The organism is Weizmannia sp. WK01, from assembly GCF_025905465.1.
Lineage (GTDB): Bacteria > Bacillota > Bacilli > Bacillales > Bacillaceae_C > Weizmannia > Weizmannia faecalis.
Window position 1 is genome coordinate 952611 of the sequence record NZ_CP109616.1, and the last position, 19593, is coordinate 972203.

The window sequence follows — 19593 nt, forward strand, 5'->3', positions numbered from 1 at the left end:
AATGCGGTTTTTGTATCTAAAGGTATCCCTGATGTCAAAGTGACCGGGGATGCCTTTTTTTATGTTTTTTGGCGGTTGCTGCGAGAAAAAGCATGAAAAATAGTAGAATCGCTCAAATGTTAGTGGATAAATTGTCGGAGAACAATTATAATGGTTACAGTGAATTTCGGGTAAATATTTTTTTAAGATTGCTTTAAGAAAGTTAAGGTATAATGTTTTTAAGAAAAAGTGAAACGGTTATCATGCTCAGGCATCGATGGCGGGTTCACGATCACTTCAATCCTTATTGGTTATGATCAACCAAAGGAGGCAGCACATTGATATTCCTGACCTTGTTTATATGCTTTATGCTCACATTACTCCTGACGCCGCTGATTAAAAAACTGGCGATCCGGATCGGGGCAGTTGACAAGCCGAACCAGCGAAAAGTTCATATGAAAGTCATGCCCCGTTTAGGCGGTCTTGCTATTTATATCAGTTTTATCGCCGGCGTTCTGCTGCTTCAACCGGACAGCCCGCATTCGCTGCCTATTTTGCTCGGCAGCTTGATTATTGTCATTACGGGCATGGTTGATGATGTAAGAGAGCTGTCACCGCGCGTCAAACTCATCGGCCAACTGGCAGCCGCACTGGTTGTTGTTTTAAGCGGTATTCATGTCGAATTCATCAACCTTCCTTTCGGCGGACAGCTGGAATTTGGGATTTTTAGTATCCCACTGACGATTTTGTGGATTGTCGGCGTCACGAATGCCATCAACTTAATTGACGGATTGGATGGGCTCGCTGCGGGGGTTTCCTCGATTGCGCTGTTAACCATTTCCGGCATGGCGATTATTATGGGGGACGCCTATGTGACGGTGCTCGGCCTAATTTTAATGGCCAGTACGATTGCGTTCTTATTTTATAATTTTTATCCGGCAAAGATTTTTATGGGCGATACCGGTGCCCTTTTTCTCGGCTACATGATTTCCGTGCTGTCATTGCTCGGTTTTAAAAATGTAACCTTTATTTCCTTGATTATTCCGGCGCTTATTCTCGGTGTGCCGATTTCGGATACTTTCTTTGCGATTATCCGCCGGCTTGTCCATAAGCAGCCTTTATCGGCCCCGGATAAATCGCATTTGCACCATTGCCTCTTGCGCCTTGGCTTTTCACACCGCCAAGTCGTGCTGATTATTTATGCGATCGCTGCCATGTTCAGCCTCGCCGCCTTTATCTTCTCGATGGCGACGCTCTGGGGTTCGCTCATCTTTATCGGTGTGATCCTGATTACAATTGAGATTTTCGTTGAAAGCATTGGCCTGATCGGAAAAGATTACAAGCCACTGTTGAATTTTATAAAAAACCGGTCATAGCCGTCCGGATCCACCTGGGCCGTTCCCGAAATAAATAATCCGGGGCAGCACCTGCACAAAACCGCAACTGGCAGTTTCAGGTTTGCGACTTTGGCAGCTCCGTTAACTGCAACGATGATGAGGTTCCGGCCGGCTGTAAACCTGTTTTGCAAGTCCCAGTTTTAACGGCAATCTGGCTGAGATTTCAGCATCTCCTGCTCACGGCCGGTTGTATCCGGCTCAGCGGCTGTTTTGCGTGCCGTGTTGGATTGATACCTGTTCGTCCGCTTCCGGTTTAAAAAAGCAGAAAGCCGGATGACGGGCTTTCCGCTTCTGCTTTTCCGATTTTTATGCTTCTCTTTACCGGGCAACATCCGTTTCCAAATATAGTTTTTCCCCCTCGGCCACATCCGCCTGCCCGTTTGTTAAATCAGAGATCCACGTTTCAAAAGCATGCTGTTCCCCTTCTTTTACATAAATATCCAATTCCACCTGCGCGAGATACCGGATTTCTTTTATTTCATACGGGGAATGGTGTAGCGCATTCTCGACTTTCCCGAGCCACGTATAATCCAGTTTGACATGGAAAGTGGCGGTAAGCGTCCTTTTGACGATGCCGCATGCGTTGATGCCTTCTGAAGCTGCTTTGCTGTACGCACGGATCAATCCGCCGGCTCCGAGTTTAATCCCGCCGAAATAGCGCGTCACCACGACTGCCGTATCCTTCAAATCCTTCTTTTTCAGCACTTCCAGCATCGGAACGCCCGCAGTTCCGGCCGGTTCGCCGTCATCCGATGCTTTCTGAATGAGATTCTGCTCACCGATCATATAAGCGGAACAGTTGTGATTGGCGTCCCGGTGCTTCTTTTTCACAGAAGCGATAAAACTGAGCGCCTCCTCTTCCGATTCCGCTCGCTTCACATGGGCGATAAACCGTGATTTCTGGATATCTATTTCATGCACAGCCTCGCCTTTGACTGTATAATATTCTTTTAACATTGCAACCTTCCTTTAGCAAAACCTGTTTTTCCCTCATTATAACACGGTTTTGTATGGTATAATTTTAATATATAAGAATATGTCGAAGCTGCCGTATATCGGTTCACATTTTCCTACAAAAGTACCTAGGAAAATAGTCCTGATATACGGTTATACTTTATTTTCTGATCGTTTACCGGCGGTTTTCGCGTTAAAATAACATTAGCCGCGTGTGTGCTGCGGCTTGCCCTGCTCTCGGATAAGCCTTTATTATACCTTTTGGGGGAAGTAAGATGACTTTTAAAACATTCGACTCCAAAGTATTGGATACGATTCTGGAGAAGATGATTACAACAGTTGAAGAAAGCAAACACGAAATTTTTGAAATTGGAGAAAGATGCCGCCAGGATTACGATGCGCTCATCAATGAGCTTGAGGAAGTCAAAGCAACAGTGGCTAAAGTTATTGAGCAGACAGATGAGCTGGAAACGAAGTCCAAATTTGCAAGGCGACGCCTGGCGGAAGTAAGCCAGCATTTCCGTGACTTTTCCGAACAGCAGGTGCGCGAAGCATATGAAAAGGCACATACGATCCAAATTCAGCTGTCCATGAACCGGCAGCGCGAACTTCAGCTGCGCGAAAGAAGAAATGAACTGGAACGCAGGCTGCATTCACTAAAGGATACGATTGACCGGGCCAATCATCTCGTCTCGCAAACAACGGTCGTATTAAATTATTTAACAAGCGACTTGCAAAGCATCAGCGAGGCGATTGAAGATGCAAAGCATAAACAGGAATTCGGTTTGCGTGTCATTGAAGCGCAGGAAGAAGAGCGGAAACGTATTTCCCGGGAGATACACGACGGGCCCGCACAAATGCTGGCCAATATGCTGCTCCGTTCCGACCTGGTGGAAAAAGTTTATCATGAAAATGGCATGGAGGAAGCCATTGCTGAAATGCGCACGTTAAAAGAACTGGTGCGCGATTCATTGAAAGAAGTGCGGCGCATTATTTACGATTTGCGGCCGATGGCATTAGACGATCTCGGGCTGATTCCGACGCTCAAAAAATATTTGTCTACGATTGAAAGCTATAAAGGAAGCCCGGTCATTACATACAGGCATCTCGGGGAAGAACGAAGGCTTCCGACTAATTACGAAATCGCGCTTTTCCGTCTCATCCAGGAATCCGTCCAAAATGCGTTAAAGCATGCGAAGGCGACGGAAATCCAGGTGAAATCGGAGCTGAGGAAAAACAGTTTTATCGCGACAGTCAAAGACAACGGCGTCGGTTTTGATATCCGCAGCATCCACGAAGGGGCTTTCGGGATTGTCGGCATGAGAGAACGTGTCAGCCTTTTAAATGGTGAAATTTCCATTCATTCAAAAATAGGAGCGGGAACATTGGTGATTATCCAAATCCCGATGCAATTAGACTTGGAAAAGGAGAAAAGGTGACCATGACGGTAAAAATTGCGATTATTGACGACCATCAGTTGTTCCGAGAGGGCGTCAAGCGGATTTTGGAATTTGAAAAAACATTTGAAGTGGTAGCCGAGGGTGAAGACGGCGAAGAGGCGCTGGACATTATTGAAAAATACCATCCGGATGTTGTTCTGATGGATATCAATATGCCCCACCAAAACGGGGTAGAGGCAACAAGAAAGCTGATCGAGGCATATCCGGAAACAAAAATTATTATTCTTTCCATTCACGATGATGAATCGTATGTCACACACGCATTAAAATCAGGCGCAACCGGTTATTTGCTGAAAGAAATGGATTCCGATGCGCTGATTGAAGCTGTAAAGGTGGTTGCTGAAGGCGGCAGTTACCTGCATCCGAAAATCACCCATAATTTGGTGGAAGAATTCCGCAAATTGTCGAATCGCTATACACCGGGCGGCGCCTACCAGCAGCCGCCGGCAGTTGTCCCGCCGCTGCATTTGCTCACGCCGCGCGAATGCGAGGTTCTGCAGCTGCTCGCGGACGGAAAAAGCAACCGGGCGATTGGAGATGCTTTATACATAAGTGACTCAACTTTCGCAGACTGAAACAGGTAGGTATACCTTGATATAATTCGGCAGACCCGCAATCCATTGTTGTAGTTGACTTTTGATCAGTTGTTGAATTTTCTTATTACTTTTATCCAGAGTATCTTCAAGAATCTCGACTAACTGCTGCAATGCAACAGCCCAATCAAGGTCATCTATTTCATCACATAATTCATAAAACATGCCACCTAATGTTCTGTCATCTACACTGCAACGGTTTTGCCATGACAAGACAATATACCTTGCAAACACAATGGTCGTGTGGCTGATAAGCGCGTCATATGAACGACTCTGGAATTCCTTTTGTAGTTTTAATAGGGACTTTGTTGTTTTGAAGAAAACCTCAATATCCCAACGCATCCCGTAAATACGGATGATTTCCTGGTCACTCAGTGTACAGTCTGTACTCAAAATCGCCAACCAGTCGCTTTTCTTGTTGCGGTTGCGAACAAAGACAACTTTAATTGGCACGCCATTGGCCTGCGTTGTATGGATGGAACGCAAGATTCCTTTCTTTCCACTAGTCGGTTTAGCTAGACGATACAATTCATCTAGGCTAACACGCTTACCATCGACAAAATAGCGTTGTTTTAATTTTTTGACCATACCAATTACGTCAAGACCTTGTTCTGTAATCTCCTTGATGAGAGGTTGTTGGGTGAACCACGAATCCATTAGAACATAGGAAGCATCGATACCAGAATTCATCGCCCGGGCAATCATGCCAGGAATCTGTTCTGGTGCCGTTTGTAATGCTTCTTTTCGGCGCTTATAACCGGAGCTGCGTTTATCGATATTTTCGGATATGCCGTTGATCTGGCTCTTTTTCGAACTCAATAATGAGAAGTCAACGGGTAGGAATGTTGCGCCATCAGACCATCCTAATGTCAACATGCGGAATCCTTTGTAAAAACGCATTTTTTGAGATGCATGATCAAAGCAGCGAGCCAGAAGCTCAACGTGTTTGCTTCGGTTCCGGTCATAAGATGAATCATCTAAAATCAATACTTTCGGACGGTCATGACGTGTCAATTTCGAAACTTTTCCAATCACTGAGGCAACCAGTGAAAGGAGGAAACGACGCCAGTTGAACGTTGATTGGTTGAGAAACCGATAAACGGTATCTTTGGCTGGAATGTCTGTAGCTTTCTTACTTTCCAACATCCTGAACCAGTTTTTGTTTTCAAAGATCATACAAAAAATCAATTGAAAAATGTAGGCACAAGAAAAACCAAAGGACTTCGTAATACCGGCGATTCGCAAGTGTTTCAACATATTCAACTCTTTAAATGTTGATTTTATTTCATTTGGTAGTTGATTATTCAGGCTGTTTTTCGCTATCATAGTAGGAGACACCTCTTCTATTTGGTAGTGATTTTCGATAAATCAACTATACCAAAAGTAGAGGTGTTTTTTCATATATTAATTTTACTGTCAAGTGCTGTATCTGAGACGTAATAGACATTAGCCAGCACTGAATTTATTATGATTTTCTAGGTGCGAAAGTTGAGTAAGTGAAAAAACAGTGAAAAACCATGTAAGCAATATTTTGCAAAAATTAAAAGTGAAAGACCGTACCCAGGCGGTTGTGACCGCCATTAAAAACGGGTGGGTTGAAGTCCGCTAAAACAAGGCCCTGGCCGTACACTTGTGTATGCCAAGGCTTTGAATGGTGCGCAGGCGCCATGCCACAATCATGCAACACCGGCGCAGAAATGAAAATCACCAAGTGCAAATTTACAGGATAGAAAAAGATTCCCGGGCGTATGCGTGCGCCCGGGAATCTTTTTTGACTTTATGTCTGCTTCAATTTTCCGATATGCGGCCAAGCCGGGGCAGCAATGCTTTTGTGGCGCCCATAAGCCGCTGTTCTTCTATTTCTAAGCCTGCCCGGATACCTGCCCGGCATTCTATGCAGGCGTTCTTTTGTCCGCTGGGCAGGTGTTCCTGTTGTCTCCCTATTTCAATTTTTAACCGGATCAGCCGGTGTTCTGTCATCTTTCCAATGCCCGAGTTCACTGTGCCGATACCCGTATCCGAAATAAATGGCAAGCCCGATGATGAACCATATGAGAAAGCCAATCCAGGTCACTTTCGACAGGTGGACCATTAAATAACCACACGCGATTACTGCCAGCACCGGAATAACCGGGACGAACGGTGTCTTAAAACTGCGCGGGATGTCCGGCCGTGTTTTTCTGAGCACAATGACACTGATCGAGACAACAATAAAAGCAAACAAAGTGCCGATATTCGTCAATTCTGCAAGCTGGTTCAACGGGACAACTGCTGAGAAAACCGTTGCCATCAGCCATGTCAAAATGATGCTTCTTGTCGGGGTTTTTGTCTTTTCCGTCAGTTTTGAGATCGATTTTGGAAGCAGACCGTCGCGGCTGATCGCAAAGAAAAGGCGCGTCTGCCCGTACATCATGACAAAGAGAACGGTTGTAATGCCAAGAATTGCACCGAGTGAAACAAAGCCTGCCACCCAATTCTGATGAACAACCCGGAGCGCAAACGCAACCGGATCGCCGACATTCAGCTTGGCATACGGAATCATCCCGGTCAGCACTGCAGATACAGCGACATAAAGGACAATGCAAATCGCAAGAGAAGAAATAATTCCGATCGGCATATCCCGCTGTGGGTTGCGGACCTCTTCAGCCGCAGACGAAACGGCATCAAATCCGATATAAGCGAGGAATGCGGTTGCCGCCCCTTTTATGATGCCGCTAAAGCCATAAGGCATAAATGGTGTCCAGTTCGCTGGTTTGACATAAAAAATGCCGACAGCGAGGAATAAAAGAATGACGCCGATTTTAATACAGACCATGACATTATTGATTTTGCTCGATTCCTTCACGCCGGTCAGCAATACAGCAGAAAGGAAGAACACGATCACTACAGCCATCAGGTCAATATACGAACCTTTGGCCGGATTATAAGCGCCGCTTAAAGCCTGCGGCAAATGGATGCCAAATCCGCGTACAAGATCCTGGAAATAGGCGGACCAGCCGCTCGCTACAACTGAACAGGCCAGGCCGTATTCGAGAATTAAGTCCCATCCGAGCACCCAGGCAAACAACTCGCCAAACGTTGCATAACTATAAGTGTACGCACTTCCTGAAGCAGGGATCATAGAAGCGAATTCAGCATAGCATAAAGCTGTTAACGCACAGGCAATCCCTGAAAAAATAAAGGACAGAATGATTGCCGGGCCTGCCGCCTGCGCAGCAACAATACCGGTCAAAACAAAAATGCCTGTTCCGATGACCGCCCCCACGCCAAGCATAGTCAAATCAAAGGGGCCAAGGGCTTTTTGCAGGCTCTTTTTTCCGCGGGCCTGCTTAAGCATGTAATCCATTGATTTTTTCCTGAATAATTCCATGTCGAAAATCTCCTTCTATTTGCAGCCAACCCAGTGATGAAGATGTGATCCAATAATTTTGCCAACGGAGAATTTTCAAATATTTTAAATCTGAACGATACACCTTTTGTCTCTGAGTTGCATGCACCATTTGAGTTACCTTAGACATTCTACAAAATATGACATGATTTGTAAAGGACAGATAAAACAGAAAATTAAGTTTTGAAAAAGGCGAAAACACGAACGTTTTCTGGAAAAGATTTATTTTTCCGTTAAAGAAAGCGCCATCAAGTGAATGATTGTATGCTGAACCATACGGATTCTTCCTTTTTTGGCTTCCGGACCTGGTATTATTTACAATTTTGTATCATTTGCGAAATCTTGAAGTGAAAAGGAAATTTTTGCAGTGAAGGGAATCTACGGCAGGATTGAAATAGCATTTTACACACTTGCAGGAGAATTGGGGGATTTGGCAAAAAACACCAGCCACAAAACAGATTTCCATATTGCAAAAAGAAGACGGCTGACAAATGGTTCCTGATTCTATAAAATAAAAATAGGAAAGCGGAAGGGAGATGGAAAAATGAGGACGGCCATTGTGACCGACAGTACCGCTTATATTCCAAAAGAAGTACGCGAAAAATATTCGATTTACATGATTCCATTGAATGTGATTTTCGGGCAGGAAGAATACCGCGAAGAAGTTGACATTACAGCAGATGTGTTTTTTGAAAAAATGCGCATGGCGGACGAGCTTCCAACATCCTCGCAGCCGTCAATCGGCCAGTTTGTCGAACTGTTTGAACAGCTTGCCAAAGACTACGATGCCGTCATCAGCATCCACTTGTCCAAAAAAATCAGCGGGACATACCAGGGTGCCGTAACCGCATCCGGGATGGTGGAAGGGATAAAAGTGTACCCTTACAATTCCGGCTGGAGCTGCATGGCACAGGGATTTTACGCGATTGATGCGGCGAAAATGGCGCTTGCCGGAAAAGAACCGGAAGACATCCTCGCCCGCCTCGATGAATTAAAAGCATCCACGAAAGCCTACTTCATGGTCGATGATCTCACCCACCTTCAGCGCGGCGGAAGGCTGTCCGGATCGCAGGCCGTTATCGGCAGCCTGTTAAAAATCAAGCCGCTATTAACTTTTGTTGATGATGAAATTGTCCCGTTTGAAAAAATCCGCACCCAGAAAAAAGCGCTCAACCGGATTTTTGACCTGCTCGGCGAGGATGCCGCCAAAGGCTTGCCACTAAAAAGCTCCATCATTCATGCCAATCGGGAAGAACAGGCGCTTGAGATCAAAGATGAATTGGAAAAACGCTTTCCAACCGTCGACTTTTCGATCAGCTACTTCGGCCCGGTCATCGCGACCCACCTTGGTGAAGGCGCGATCGGCATCGCCTGGATGCTGAAATAAGAGCCAGGCTGTTCCAAATCGCTGGAACAGCCCGGCATGATGGGATCATCCGGGACAAACTTGGCATAACACGCCCGAGGACAAGTCTTGAAACCCGCCGGACAGTCAATCACTTTGGAGGATTTTACCTCTTGGGACAAGTCCAAAAACCCGCCGGACAGCCAATCCGCGATTGAATAAGCGAAAAGGCGGTTGCACTCCATTATCCATACGGTCCTTTGCCTGCCATTTTCCCAAATCCGTTAGAACCGGGCTGCCCCCATTTTCCCACCCCCGCGATTAAAACAAAGGAGTGATCAGTTTGCCTTCTGTTTTCTCCGAACAGCTTCAACGCCACCTCGCCGGACGGATCCTGTTCGAACCGGAAATCCCTTTTTCACCGGAACTGCTTGATCAGCACTTTAAACAAGGCTGGATCCGCGCTGAGCCGGCGATACAGGGCGAATTCCCGCACTGTGTCTGCTTGCGCTGCGGCAACCGCGCGCCGCATCTTTTTGCCGAATTCCCTTGCGCCCACTGCGGGAAAACGAGCATTTATTGCCGGAACTGCCTGATGATGGGGCGGGTCACCGCATGCAAGCCGCTTATCACATGGGCAGGCCCTGCGCCCGCATTCCACTCGCCCAGGCACCCGCTCCATTGGGATGGCACCCTTTCTGAAGGGCAGCAGGCTGCATCCGAAGCGGTTAAAGCAGCCATTCTTCAAAAAAACGAGCTCTTGATTTGGGCTGTTTGCGGATCAGGGAAGACAGAGATCGTTTTCAAAGGGATTGAAGCGGCGCTTGCAAACGGCGAACGCGTCTGCATCGCAACCCCCAGAACAGATGTCGTCCTTGAACTTGCCCCCCGCTTCCGCCGCGTTTTCCCGGATATTCCGATTGCCGCGCTCTACGGCGGCAGCCCTGACCGCCATAAATGGGCGCAGCTCGTCATCTCCACTACCCACCAGCTGTACCGCTTTGCATCCGCCTTTGATGTCGTGATTGTAGATGAAGTGGACGCTTTTCCGTATACTTTCGATGAAACGCTGCAGTGCGCCGTTCAAAAAGCGGCAAAAGACCGCTGCGCCCGCATTTATCTTACCGCAACACCAAGTGAAACATGGCAGCTTGAATGCAAGACAGGTAAGCGCCCGTTTGTCACGATCCCGGCCCGCTATCACCGCAAGCCCCTCCCTGTTCCTGTATTCAAATGGGCAGGCAACTGGCGAAAAAAGTTTGAGAAAGGCAAGCTCCCGGTTCCGGTTGAAGCATGGGTAAAAAAGAGGCTTGAATCCGGAAAACAGGCGCTTCTTTTTCTCCCGAACATCCGCCTCATGAAAAAAGCAGAGCCGGTTTTTAAACAGCTGCATCCAGCGATTGAATCGGTGCACGCAGAAGACCCGGATCGGAAAGAAAAAGTGGAAAGGATGCGCGCCGGCAAAACGCCGCTTTTGCTAACAACGACCATTCTTGAACGCGGCGTCACGTTTCCGAATATTGATGTCTGTGTCGTCGGGGCGGAAGATGCTATCTTTACGGAAGCTGCCCTCGTCCAGATCGCGGGCCGAGCCGGAAGAAGCGCCGATTTCCCAAGTGGGGACGTGACGTTTTTCCATTACGGAAAATCAAATGCGATGGTGAAAGCACAGCGCCATATTCTCTCCATGAATGAAGAAGCGGGAAAGCGGGGGTTGCTCGATGCATGAATATTGCCTGTTCTGCCATCAGCCGCTTACCCATAAACTGTCCTGGCGCACGCTGATTTTTCCGCAGCCCGGACCACTTCTTTGCGAAGATTGCCGCGCGCAGCTTGAAAAAATTACACCGCCTGTCTGCCCGAAATGTTCCCGACCCCTGGCCAAGTTGGATGCTTCTTATGTGGAGGGAGCTCTGTGTCTTGACTGTGCCAGATGGGAACAAGACCCGGAATGGGCGGGCGTGCTGGATGAAAACATTTCGCTTTATACGTACAACGATTTTTGTAAAGAAATTTTTACCCGTTTCAAATTTCGCGGGGATTATGCGCTTGCCGCCATTTTTGCGGATGGCATCAAAGAGGTGCTTAAGTCCCGCACATTTGACTGCATCGTGCCGGTCCCACTCAGCCCGGAGCGCCTTTCCGAACGGCTTTTTAACCAGGCGGAGGCGCTCGCCCGTGCTGCCGGGCTCGAAACGGCAAACATTCTTCACCGCGTCCACGCTGAAAAGCAATCGAAAAAAACACGGGCTGACCGCATTCATCAAGCCCAAACTTTTTATATGGAAAAAGAAGTTTCAATCGAAGGCCGTTCCGTTTTACTGGTGGATGATATCTACACGACGGGTTCAACCGTCCGCCATGCAGCAAAAGTGTTGCGTGAAGCGGGCGCCCGAAAAATTGTATCGTTAACTGTGGCGAGAAGTTAAACACAACGAAATTTCTGCCGATATAGAAGATAGAAGACAAATGTGCCGGAAAAGGAGGCGGGCCGAATGGCGGAGTTGGCAAACTGCCCGAATTGCGGTAAATTATATGTCAAAAATTCCGTCCGCGATGTGTGTGAAGACTGTTATCGCGAGGAAGAAGCTGCATTTGAACGGGTTTTTCAATTCTTGCGGAAACGCGAAAACCGTGCGGCAACAATCGAGACAATTGTTGAAAAAAACAATGTCCCGGAAAAACTGGTTTTCAAATGGGTGCGGAGCGGCCGGCTTTTGATTGCGCATTTTCCGAATCTGGCATATCCTTGCGACCGTTGCGGAAAATTAATCCAGTCCGGAAAGTTATGCGAAGAATGTGCAAAAACGATTGCAAAAGATCTTGAACGTTTTGAAAAAGAAAAGAAACGGCAGGAAGAAATAAGGAAAAAGACTTATCACATCAAGTAAACATTGCGCAGCTTTATCCGATATAATAAACATAATGGAACGGATACTGTTTGAAAAAGGGGTGAGCCGAATGAAAATCAATCCGGTCAATACTTCAGGGATCAATCCGTATCAGCAGCAAGCCAGGCGGGATGTGCAGCAAACCGCCTCCAGCACCCGGAAAACGGATAAAGTGGAAATTTCTTCAGAAGCGAAACAGTTGCAAAAAACGTCCCAGTTTGAGCAGGAACGGAGCCGGAAAATTGAGGCTTTAAAACAACAGGTACAGCACGGAACCTATCAGCCGGATGCGGAAAAAACCGCTGAAGGCATTTTGAAATATTTTACAGGCAAGTAAGGAGGGGCGTAAATGGCTGCGGAAAAATTGATCCGATGTCTTGAAAAATTGCAGAAGCTCCATGAAAGCCTGTTTATCCTTGCCACCGAAAAAACCGAAGCGGTGAAAAAGCAGGAGATAGAACGGCTGCAAAAAATTACGCAGGAAGAACAGGCCCATATCCGTGCAATCGGCGCACTTGAACAGGAACGGGAAACGCTGGCAAAGACGCTTACCGGCGGCAATGGGACGCTGTCGGACTGCATCGCGGCCGTATCGGGGGAAGCACGGTCCCAGCTCGAAACATTGAGGGACAGCCTGATTGGCATCACAAAGAAGCTGAAACAGCAAAATGAGCTGAACCAGATGCTCCTTTATCATTCCCTTCAATTTACCCAATTCATGCTGGATCTGATTTATCTGAAAAATGAACCCACCACATACGGGCCGCCGTCCGGGCAAAAAGCGGCGGCCGCCATGCCGCGGTTCGACTCAAAAGCCTGAAAGAATACGGAGGAGAAGCAAGGTGTCCACTTTCTTTGGATTAGAAACAGCAAAACGGGCTTTGACGGCCCAACAGAATGCCCTGTACACCGTCGGGCAGAACGTGGCCAATGCCAATACCGATGGCTACACAAGGCAGCGGGTAAACTTGCAGGCGTCAGATCCGTACCCCGCTGCTTCGATGAACCGCCCGGCCATCGCCGGACAGCTCGGGACAGGGGTGGAAGCGGGCGAAGTGCAGCGGATCCGCGACAAGTATCTCGATGTCCAATACCGGGAAAACAACAGTGCAGCGGGTTACTGGTCAGCCAAATCTGGTGCATTAAGCAAAATGGAAGCCGTCATGGATGAAACGGGAACGAAAAGCAGTTTGTCCAACACAATGGAAGCGTTCTGGGAATCCCTTCAGGACTTAAGCACGAATCCAGAAGACGTATCTGCTCGCTCGGTTGTTTTGGAACGCGGGCAGACGCTGACGGATACATTCCACTATTTAAACAGCACGCTTTCCCAGTACAAAACGGATGTCGGCAGCGAAATCAGCGTATCGGTCAACGATATCAATTCCACTTTAAAGCAAATCAGTGACTTAAATAAACAGATCGCTGAACTTGAGCCGAACGGTTATTTGCCAAACGACTTGTATGACAAAAGGGACAGCCTTGTCGATAAGTTGTCCAGTTATTTGAACGTCACCGTCGAAGTACAAAAAAGCGGGGGAAATCCAAAAGCAAACGCGGACGGCATTTACAACATTAAAATGACCGCTGCGGATGGCACAAGCGTATACCTTGTCCAAGGTTCAAATTACAATGCAGTTGAAGTACAAGGGGGAACCGACAGCAACGGCGACGGTATCCTCGACGGCCCACCGGCAAACGGGGAAATGACCGGCATCACAATCGGCGGGAAAAATTTTGCTGTCGCGGATACAACCGGCAAGGTCACGTTCCCGCAAGGCAAACTGTTGGGACTGATTGACAGCTACGGTTATCAGTATGCCGGCGCAAACGGCACAGTGGAAGCAGGGGCTTATCCGAGTTTGCTCGACAGCCTGGACAAACTCGCCTACACATTCGGAAACGTATTAAATGCTGTCCACGAAAAAGGGACAGACCTTAAAGGGAATGCCGGGACTGCCTTTTTTACGTTCGGTACCTTAACGGACTACAAAGGGGCCGCGGGTCAAATTGCCGTCAACAGCAGCCTTACATACGACAAAATCGCCGCCTCTTCAAATGGCGATTCCGGCGACGGGCTGAATGCCATTAATCTTGCAAATGTGGTTACCTTTGATTTAAGCAGCCAATCCGTGCAGCTTGAAGGGATCAGTGGCAGGCTTAACATTGCGGCACTCGGTCTGCCGCTTGCATCCGGCACCATCACCAGCAATTACGAAGGCCTCATTGGAAAGCTCGGGGTTGATGCCGAACAGGCAGGCAATATGCAGACAAATACCGCTTCCCTTTTGGATTCGGTGGATATGAACCGGAAGTCCGTCAGCTCGGTATCGGTTGATGAGGAATTAACCAATATGATCAAATACCAACAAGCCTATAATGCTGCAGCAAGGATGATTACTATGACAGACGAAATGCTCGATAAAATCATCAACGGCATGGGTGTTGTAGGCAGATAGGCAGGTGAAAAACGATGCGTGTAACCCAATCGATGCTCGCCAATAATTTCTTAAACAATTTAAACACAAGCTATAGTAAACTCGCGAAATACCAGGAACAGCTGTCTTCCGGCAAAAAGATCAACAAACTTTCGGATGACCCGCTGTCCGCGATGAAAGGCATTTCCTACCGGAGAACCGTCGCCCAGGTGAAGCAATACGAAGACAACTTCGCGGAAGCCAGCACTTGGATTGAATCGACAAATGACGCTCTTGATGAAGCCAATCAGGTGTTGCAGCGGATCCGGGAACTGACAGTGGAAGGGGCAACGGACACGAAGACTCCGACTGACAGGCAGTCGATCGCCGATGAAGTGGAACAACTTCGCGATCAGCTTGTCAATATTGCCAATACGAAAGTCAATGACAAATATATTTTTAACGGCACCCGGACGACGGAGAAGCCGATCAGTGGCGATATCAGCACGTTTGACGGCTCAACCAGCCTCGGCATGAACACCAATCCGGTAAAAATCGAACTGTCAAATGGCATTTATCTGCAAGTCAATGCGAACGGAGCAAATGCTTTTTCTGATGATCTGTTTAAAGACCTGAACCATTTAATCAGCGATTTAAAATCCGGCACATCGGCAAGCGGCTTTGACAGCTATTTGGGCAAAATTGACGGCCATATTGACAATGTGCTGAGCGAACTGTCGCAGGCCGGGGCGCGGAGCAACCGCCTTGATTTGATGAAAGACCGCGTCACCCAGCAGGAAACAACGGCAACGAAGATCATGGCCGGAAACGAAGATGTGGATATCGATAAGGCGTACACGGACTTTTCCGTTGCATCCGGCGCCTATATTGCTGCGTTAAAAGTCGGCGCACAAGTGATCCAGCCGACATTGCTCGACTTTTTGAAATAATACGGGGACACCACCCTGCTTTGCCAGGTGGTGCCGTTTTTTTATCTGAATGTTTTTGAACCGGGCGGGGCAGGAGCGGAACGCCGGTTAGCAGCAGAAACATGCATGCCCCCCCAAAGGTTTAGAAAACGCAAAAGAATATGCCCATCGAAAGGAGAGAAGGCGGTTTTCCCCGGCAGCAAAAGTCGGGGACCCCTCACTAAACATGATGAAGCTTCAAACAAAATACCACGGTGAAGTGGAAATAGAGGATGCAGCTATATGGCATTTTGAAGGCGGGATTCCGGGATTTCCGGATGAGAAATCCTTTGTTTTGCTGCCGCTTTTGGACGACGGCATTTACATGGTCCTCCAGTCAACGGCGTCACCCTATGTCGCTTTTGTCGTCACAAGCCCGTTTTTGTTTTTCCGAGATTATGAATTTAACATTGATGATGCCACGCTTGAACAGCTGTCGATTGAAAAAGAGGAAGATGTGCGGGTTTATGCCATTTTGACGGTCCGTGATCCGTTTTCGGAAACAACAGCCAATTTGCAGGCCCCGCTCATTATGAACGAAAAGAATCATAAGGCGAAACAACTGATTTTAAACGACCGGCATTACCACACAAGGCACCCGCTCTTTGCGGACGGGCCGGACAAGGAAAAGGGGTGAGAAGATGCTGATTTTATCGCGGAAAAAAGGCGAGTCGATCCAAATCGGCGATGACATTGAAATCACTATCGCCGCGATCCATGGCGACCAGGTCAAAATCGGCATCAACGCCCCAAAACATGTTGAAATTCACCGGAAAGAAGTGTACTTGGACATACAGGAAGAAAACGCGAACGCCGCAAAAAATATCGAAGGCCTGCTCCACCTGCTTGCCCAATCCAAGAAAGACAGTGGGAGCGAGAAGAAGAATGATGGATAAAAAAATTCAAAACCAGCTCGTTCAAATCGGCCTTTCAACAGAAAAGGTAAAGAAAATTATCCTTTTCGGCTCGAGAGCGGTCGGAGATAACACAGACCGGTCTGATATTGATTTAGCCATTGTGGCGCCGGAAATGTCAAAAGAAGAATGGGTATTGTTTGCTTTGGACTTGGAAGACGAGCTGGATACTTTACTTTCCTTAGACATCATTAAGTTTGAAGATGCCTCTCAACAATTGAAAAGTGAAATCTTAAAAAATGGCAAGCTTTTGTATCAGGATGACGATATCCCGAATGAGATGGAAAAAGACAATTTTATAGAAAGTCCATAAACTTCATCACATCATTCCATTTTTTACAGACATCTCAAAAAAGGACTGACACCACTTTTAAATTCTTAACGCGGTGCCAGTCCTTTTTCACTTGGTGTTTGATCCCGGGATCGATTTATAATACAGTTATGATAGAGGTGACGACTTTGAAACATAATCGTACGGATGAACAAATATTATTGCAAGCATTAGAAACCATTCATGATGAGACGGAAAAAATGAGGGAGAAGGAAGCAAAAAAAATTTGGTCTGAGATTTCCCTTCCTTTCTCATTGCATGCCGGGCTTTTGCGATATACAAAAGATGAGTTACACGAAATCAGAAAACGGTTGAACATCCGCAATGCAAGCAGCTTAAAAAAAGCGGATTTAACGGCTGTACTAGAAGAACATATTCCGATACTCATGAAAATCATTCTCTGCCAATTAGATGAGCATTTATTTCGCTTGATTCAAAACATGATCCACAATGGGGGCTTTATATTTGCTCCTGCCATGGAAACCTATCAAATCAAGTTTTTACAATCACTTGGGTTTATCTTCACGGGGACGTACAAGGGAGAAAAAGTACTCGCTCTGCCGGCAGATTTAATCGAGCCGCTGTCTTCACTAGAAGGTGACATGAAAGTGAGATCCATTCTAAAAAGGAACACCGAATGGATTCGCCTCACACAAGGCATGCTGTATTATTATGGTGTGTTGAATTCCCAAACCATGCTGGAAAAAATCGAACAATATACAAAAAAGCCGGTTCGTCCAATCGAGTTTTTCAACGTGATGAGGCAGGCTGACGATTTTTATAAAGTGGTTTGCTTGGAATATCAGGGCCTGATACATCAACGTGTATTTGATCCTTTTAAAATTAAAGAAGAGCAGGACAGCAGAAAAGACCTGGATTACTATCCTTTTACGAAAGCACAGTTACTCCAAGCAGGCGCACCTGACTATGTTTCGGAAAATAAAATCACCAAATCATTCAGGCGCTTCCTTCTTGACAATTATCGGATTACCCGTAAAGAAACCGACCAAATCATCATGGAATGTATCTTTGCCATCAAAGTGGGCGAATCAACAAACAATCTTCTTGAATTCATGCAAACCCAGGTTGAAATCGCCGACTTCAAAACTGCAGAAGCGATGATGAACATTTTAATTCAATTAAATAATCATACAAGACAATGGATTTTAAAGGGCTATATGCCAAGCGAAATATTTAAGGAGGAAAAAGAGGCGCTGCATCCCCTCCCGTTGAAAAAAGAAAACAACAAACCTGTAACAACCAGAAAAATCGGCCGAAACGATCCATGTCCCTGTGGCAGTGGGAAGAAATATAAGAAGTGCTGTGGGAGGTAGGGTATAACCAGTAACAGGCACCAAAACAGTAAAAGAAATTATGCTGTTTTGGTGCCTGTTACTGCAAACACCGGATAACCACAATACAACAGCTCTCCCCCCCCCCCAGTCCCCCACACCACCTCCACAGGAAAGAAAAGAAAAAAATTCAGCAAAACTATTAAATCAAAAGTCCTGCTATCCGATATATAAAGTGAGCGGGGGAACAGGGCGGCCGACCTCGAACCCCGTTGATAATTTCGCCCACAAGGATGTGGGTGCACAACATTCAAGGAGGAAAAACAGATGATTATCAATCACAACATTGCAGCGTTAAACACGTTGAACCACTTAAATGCTGCGACAAACGCACAATCGAAAGCAATGCAAAAACTGTCTTCGGGGCTTCGTATCAACGGTGCTGCTGATGATGCAGCAGGCCTTGCCATTTCCGAAAAAATGCGTTCGCAAATTCGTGGCCTCGACCAGGCAACAAAAAATTCCCAGGATGCCACTTCCTTGCTCCAAACGGCTGAAGGCGCACTGAATGAAACGCATGATATTTTACAACGTATGCGGGAATTAGCGGTACAATCTTCTAACGATACAAATACGGATGATGACCGGCAAAACATTCAAAGTGAAATGTCACAGTTGGAAAGCGAAATTGACCGGATTGGCAATACAACCCAGTTCAACACAAAAAATCTGTTAGACGGTTCAATGGGTAAAGCTGTTACGACTGCTGTGGCAAATGAAAATACAAGCGGCATTTTTAAGGATAAAGGAAATGGGAATGCGGCTGCAACAACAGATACTTTGCTTACCGACCTTACAGATAAGGACGGCAATTCACTAGGCATTACGGCTGGGGACAAAGTCACTGTCACTTATGTCAAAAATGGAACGACAACAACAAATAGTGTAACTGTGGCAGCTGATACTAAATTGTCAGATATTGGGACAAATTTAGGGGGAACACTTACTGCTAACACAGACGGTTCTCTGAAATTGGAAGCTGCTGCAGCAGGAACGGCTGATGCGATTGAAGGCATCACGATTACCGTCCAAGACCAAAATGGGAATGTCAGAACAGCTGCAACCAACGCCCTTTCTTCTTTTAAAGAAACGCAAGCAGCAGCAGATGTCCGTTCCGACGGTTCCGCAACTTTCTTAATTGGGGCAAACGGAGGACAAAATTTACAAGTAGACATCAATGATATGCGTGCCCAAGCCTTAGGTGTCAGCGGATTGCAAGTGTCGACGCAGACACAGGCAAATGCAGCGATTAAAGTCATTGACAATGCTATTCAAAAAGTATCGGCTGAAAGAGGCAAACTTGGTGCTTTTGAAAACCGTTTAGACCATACAGTCAACAACCTGACAACTTCGTCAGAAAACCTGACTTCTGCTGAATCGCGTATTCGTGACGTTGACATGGCGAAAGAAATGTCTGAACAAACAAAGCAATCGATCCTTGCCCAGGCTGCTCAAGCTATGCTGGCTCAAGCCAATCAACAACCACAGCAAGTATTGCAATTGTTGCGTTAATTTTATATTTCACAAAGGAGGCCTTTTCCGGGGTCTCCTTTATATTTTTGTGTATATTTGATTCCCTTCATGATACTTCTTGATAAGCGTAT

18 protein-coding genes and 2 pseudogenes are annotated in these 19593 nt (G+C 46.7%); 17 read left to right on the forward strand and 3 right to left on the reverse strand.

Annotated features, from left to right (window positions below; translation table 11 throughout):
• Positions 1-317: 317 nt before the first annotated feature.
• Positions 318-1355 carry a glycosyltransferase family 4 protein gene (locus OF158_RS04295; protein WP_035182257.1) on the forward strand — a complete coding sequence of 346 codons (1038 nt, stop codon included), beginning with the start codon at positions 318-320 and terminating at the stop codon, positions 1353-1355.
• A 339-nt stretch (positions 1356-1694) separates the two neighbouring features.
• On the opposite strand, the gene OF158_RS04300 is transcribed toward OF158_RS04295, so the two are convergent.
• Positions 1695-2333: a YigZ family protein gene (locus OF158_RS04300; RefSeq protein ID WP_017551629.1), complete on the reverse strand. Its 639-nt coding sequence runs from the start codon at positions 2331-2333 to the stop codon at positions 1695-1697.
• 272 nt (positions 2334-2605) lie between these two features.
• Between OF158_RS04300 and OF158_RS04305 the strand changes: the two genes are divergently transcribed.
• Both OF158_RS04305 and OF158_RS04310 read left to right on the forward strand, forming a co-directional pair.
• Positions 2606-3769 (forward strand): sensor histidine kinase, encoded by a 1164-nt coding sequence (locus tag OF158_RS04305; RefSeq protein ID WP_035182255.1) that lies wholly within the window; start codon positions 2606-2608, stop codon positions 3767-3769.
• 2 nt (positions 3770-3771) lie between these two features.
• Positions 3772-4347, forward strand: a pseudogene (locus tag OF158_RS04310) (response regulator); the annotation flags it as partial.
• Here the strand turns inward: OF158_RS04310 and OF158_RS04315 are convergent.
• A complete protein-coding gene (locus OF158_RS04315) occupies positions 4348-5709 on the reverse strand; it encodes an IS4 family transposase (RefSeq protein ID WP_043052472.1) in 1362 nt (453 codons plus the stop codon).
• Positions 5710-5875: 166 nt separating this feature from the next.
• Between OF158_RS04315 and OF158_RS04320 the strand changes: the two are divergent.
• Positions 5876-5992: pseudogene (locus OF158_RS04320) on the forward strand (response regulator transcription factor); the annotation flags it as partial.
• A 336-nt stretch (positions 5993-6328) separates the two neighbouring features.
• Here OF158_RS04320 and OF158_RS04325 read toward each other — a convergent pair.
• On the reverse strand, positions 6329-7753 hold the full coding sequence (locus OF158_RS04325; RefSeq protein WP_035182251.1) for a branched-chain amino acid transporter BcaP: 1425 nt from the start codon (positions 7751-7753) through the stop codon (positions 6329-6331).
• A 562-nt stretch (positions 7754-8315) separates the two neighbouring features.
• Between OF158_RS04325 and OF158_RS04330 the strand changes: the two genes are divergently transcribed.
• The 13 genes from OF158_RS04330 to OF158_RS04390 all read left to right on the forward strand — a co-directional run bounded on the left by OF158_RS04330 (position 8316) and on the right by OF158_RS04390 (position 19501).
• Positions 8316-9158: a DegV family protein gene (locus tag OF158_RS04330; RefSeq protein ID WP_014095894.1), complete on the forward strand. Its 843-nt coding sequence runs from the start codon at positions 8316-8318 to the stop codon at positions 9156-9158.
• Between the two features lie 301 nt (positions 9159-9459).
• A complete protein-coding gene (locus tag OF158_RS04335; protein WP_014095892.1) occupies positions 9460-10845 on the forward strand; it encodes an ATP-dependent helicase ComFA in 1386 nt (461 codons plus the stop codon).
• A complete protein-coding gene (locus tag OF158_RS04340) occupies positions 10838-11545 on the forward strand; it encodes a ComF family protein (protein ID WP_014095891.1) in 708 nt (235 codons plus the stop codon). Before OF158_RS04335 ends, OF158_RS04340 begins: the two co-directional genes overlap by 8 nt.
• Before the next feature lie 66 nt (positions 11546-11611).
• Entirely contained in the window at positions 11612-12007 is a 396-nt protein-coding gene (locus OF158_RS04345; protein ID WP_013858610.1) for a TIGR03826 family flagellar region protein, read from the forward strand.
• A gap of 70 nt (positions 12008-12077) precedes the next feature.
• Entirely contained in the window at positions 12078-12344 is a 267-nt protein-coding gene (gene flgM / locus OF158_RS04350; protein WP_014095890.1) for a flagellar biosynthesis anti-sigma factor FlgM, read from the forward strand.
• A gap of 12 nt (positions 12345-12356) precedes the next feature.
• A complete protein-coding gene (locus OF158_RS04355) occupies positions 12357-12827 on the forward strand; it encodes a flagellar protein FlgN (RefSeq protein WP_035182249.1) in 471 nt (156 codons plus the stop codon).
• Positions 12828-12849: 22 nt separating this feature from the next.
• On the forward strand, positions 12850-14466 hold the full coding sequence (flgK, locus tag OF158_RS04360; RefSeq protein ID WP_017551636.1) for a flagellar hook-associated protein FlgK: 1617 nt from the start codon (positions 12850-12852) through the stop codon (positions 14464-14466).
• 14 nt (positions 14467-14480) lie between these two features.
• Positions 14481-15374, forward strand: coding sequence for a flagellar hook-associated protein FlgL (gene flgL, locus OF158_RS04365; RefSeq protein WP_013858614.1), 894 nt, complete (start codon positions 14481-14483; stop codon positions 15372-15374).
• 205 nt (positions 15375-15579) lie between these two features.
• Positions 15580-16029, forward strand: coding sequence for a flagellar assembly protein FliW (gene fliW / locus OF158_RS04370; RefSeq protein ID WP_014095887.1), 450 nt, complete (start codon positions 15580-15582; stop codon positions 16027-16029).
• A 4-nt stretch (positions 16030-16033) separates the two neighbouring features.
• On the forward strand, positions 16034-16288 hold the full coding sequence (gene csrA / locus OF158_RS04375) for a carbon storage regulator CsrA (RefSeq protein ID WP_017551637.1): 255 nt from the start codon (positions 16034-16036) through the stop codon (positions 16286-16288).
• Positions 16281-16619: a type VII toxin-antitoxin system MntA family adenylyltransferase antitoxin gene (locus OF158_RS04380; protein WP_043052582.1), complete on the forward strand. Its 339-nt coding sequence runs from the start codon at positions 16281-16283 to the stop codon at positions 16617-16619. Before csrA ends, OF158_RS04380 begins: the two co-directional genes overlap by 8 nt.
• A 146-nt stretch (positions 16620-16765) precedes the next feature.
• Positions 16766-17971: a YecA family protein gene (locus OF158_RS04385; RefSeq protein WP_052042106.1), complete on the forward strand. Its 1206-nt coding sequence runs from the start codon at positions 16766-16768 to the stop codon at positions 17969-17971.
• A gap of 285 nt (positions 17972-18256) precedes the next feature.
• Positions 18257-19501, forward strand: coding sequence for a flagellin N-terminal helical domain-containing protein (locus OF158_RS04390; protein WP_035182248.1), 1245 nt, complete (start codon positions 18257-18259; stop codon positions 19499-19501).
• Positions 19502-19593: the final 92 nt, after the last annotated feature.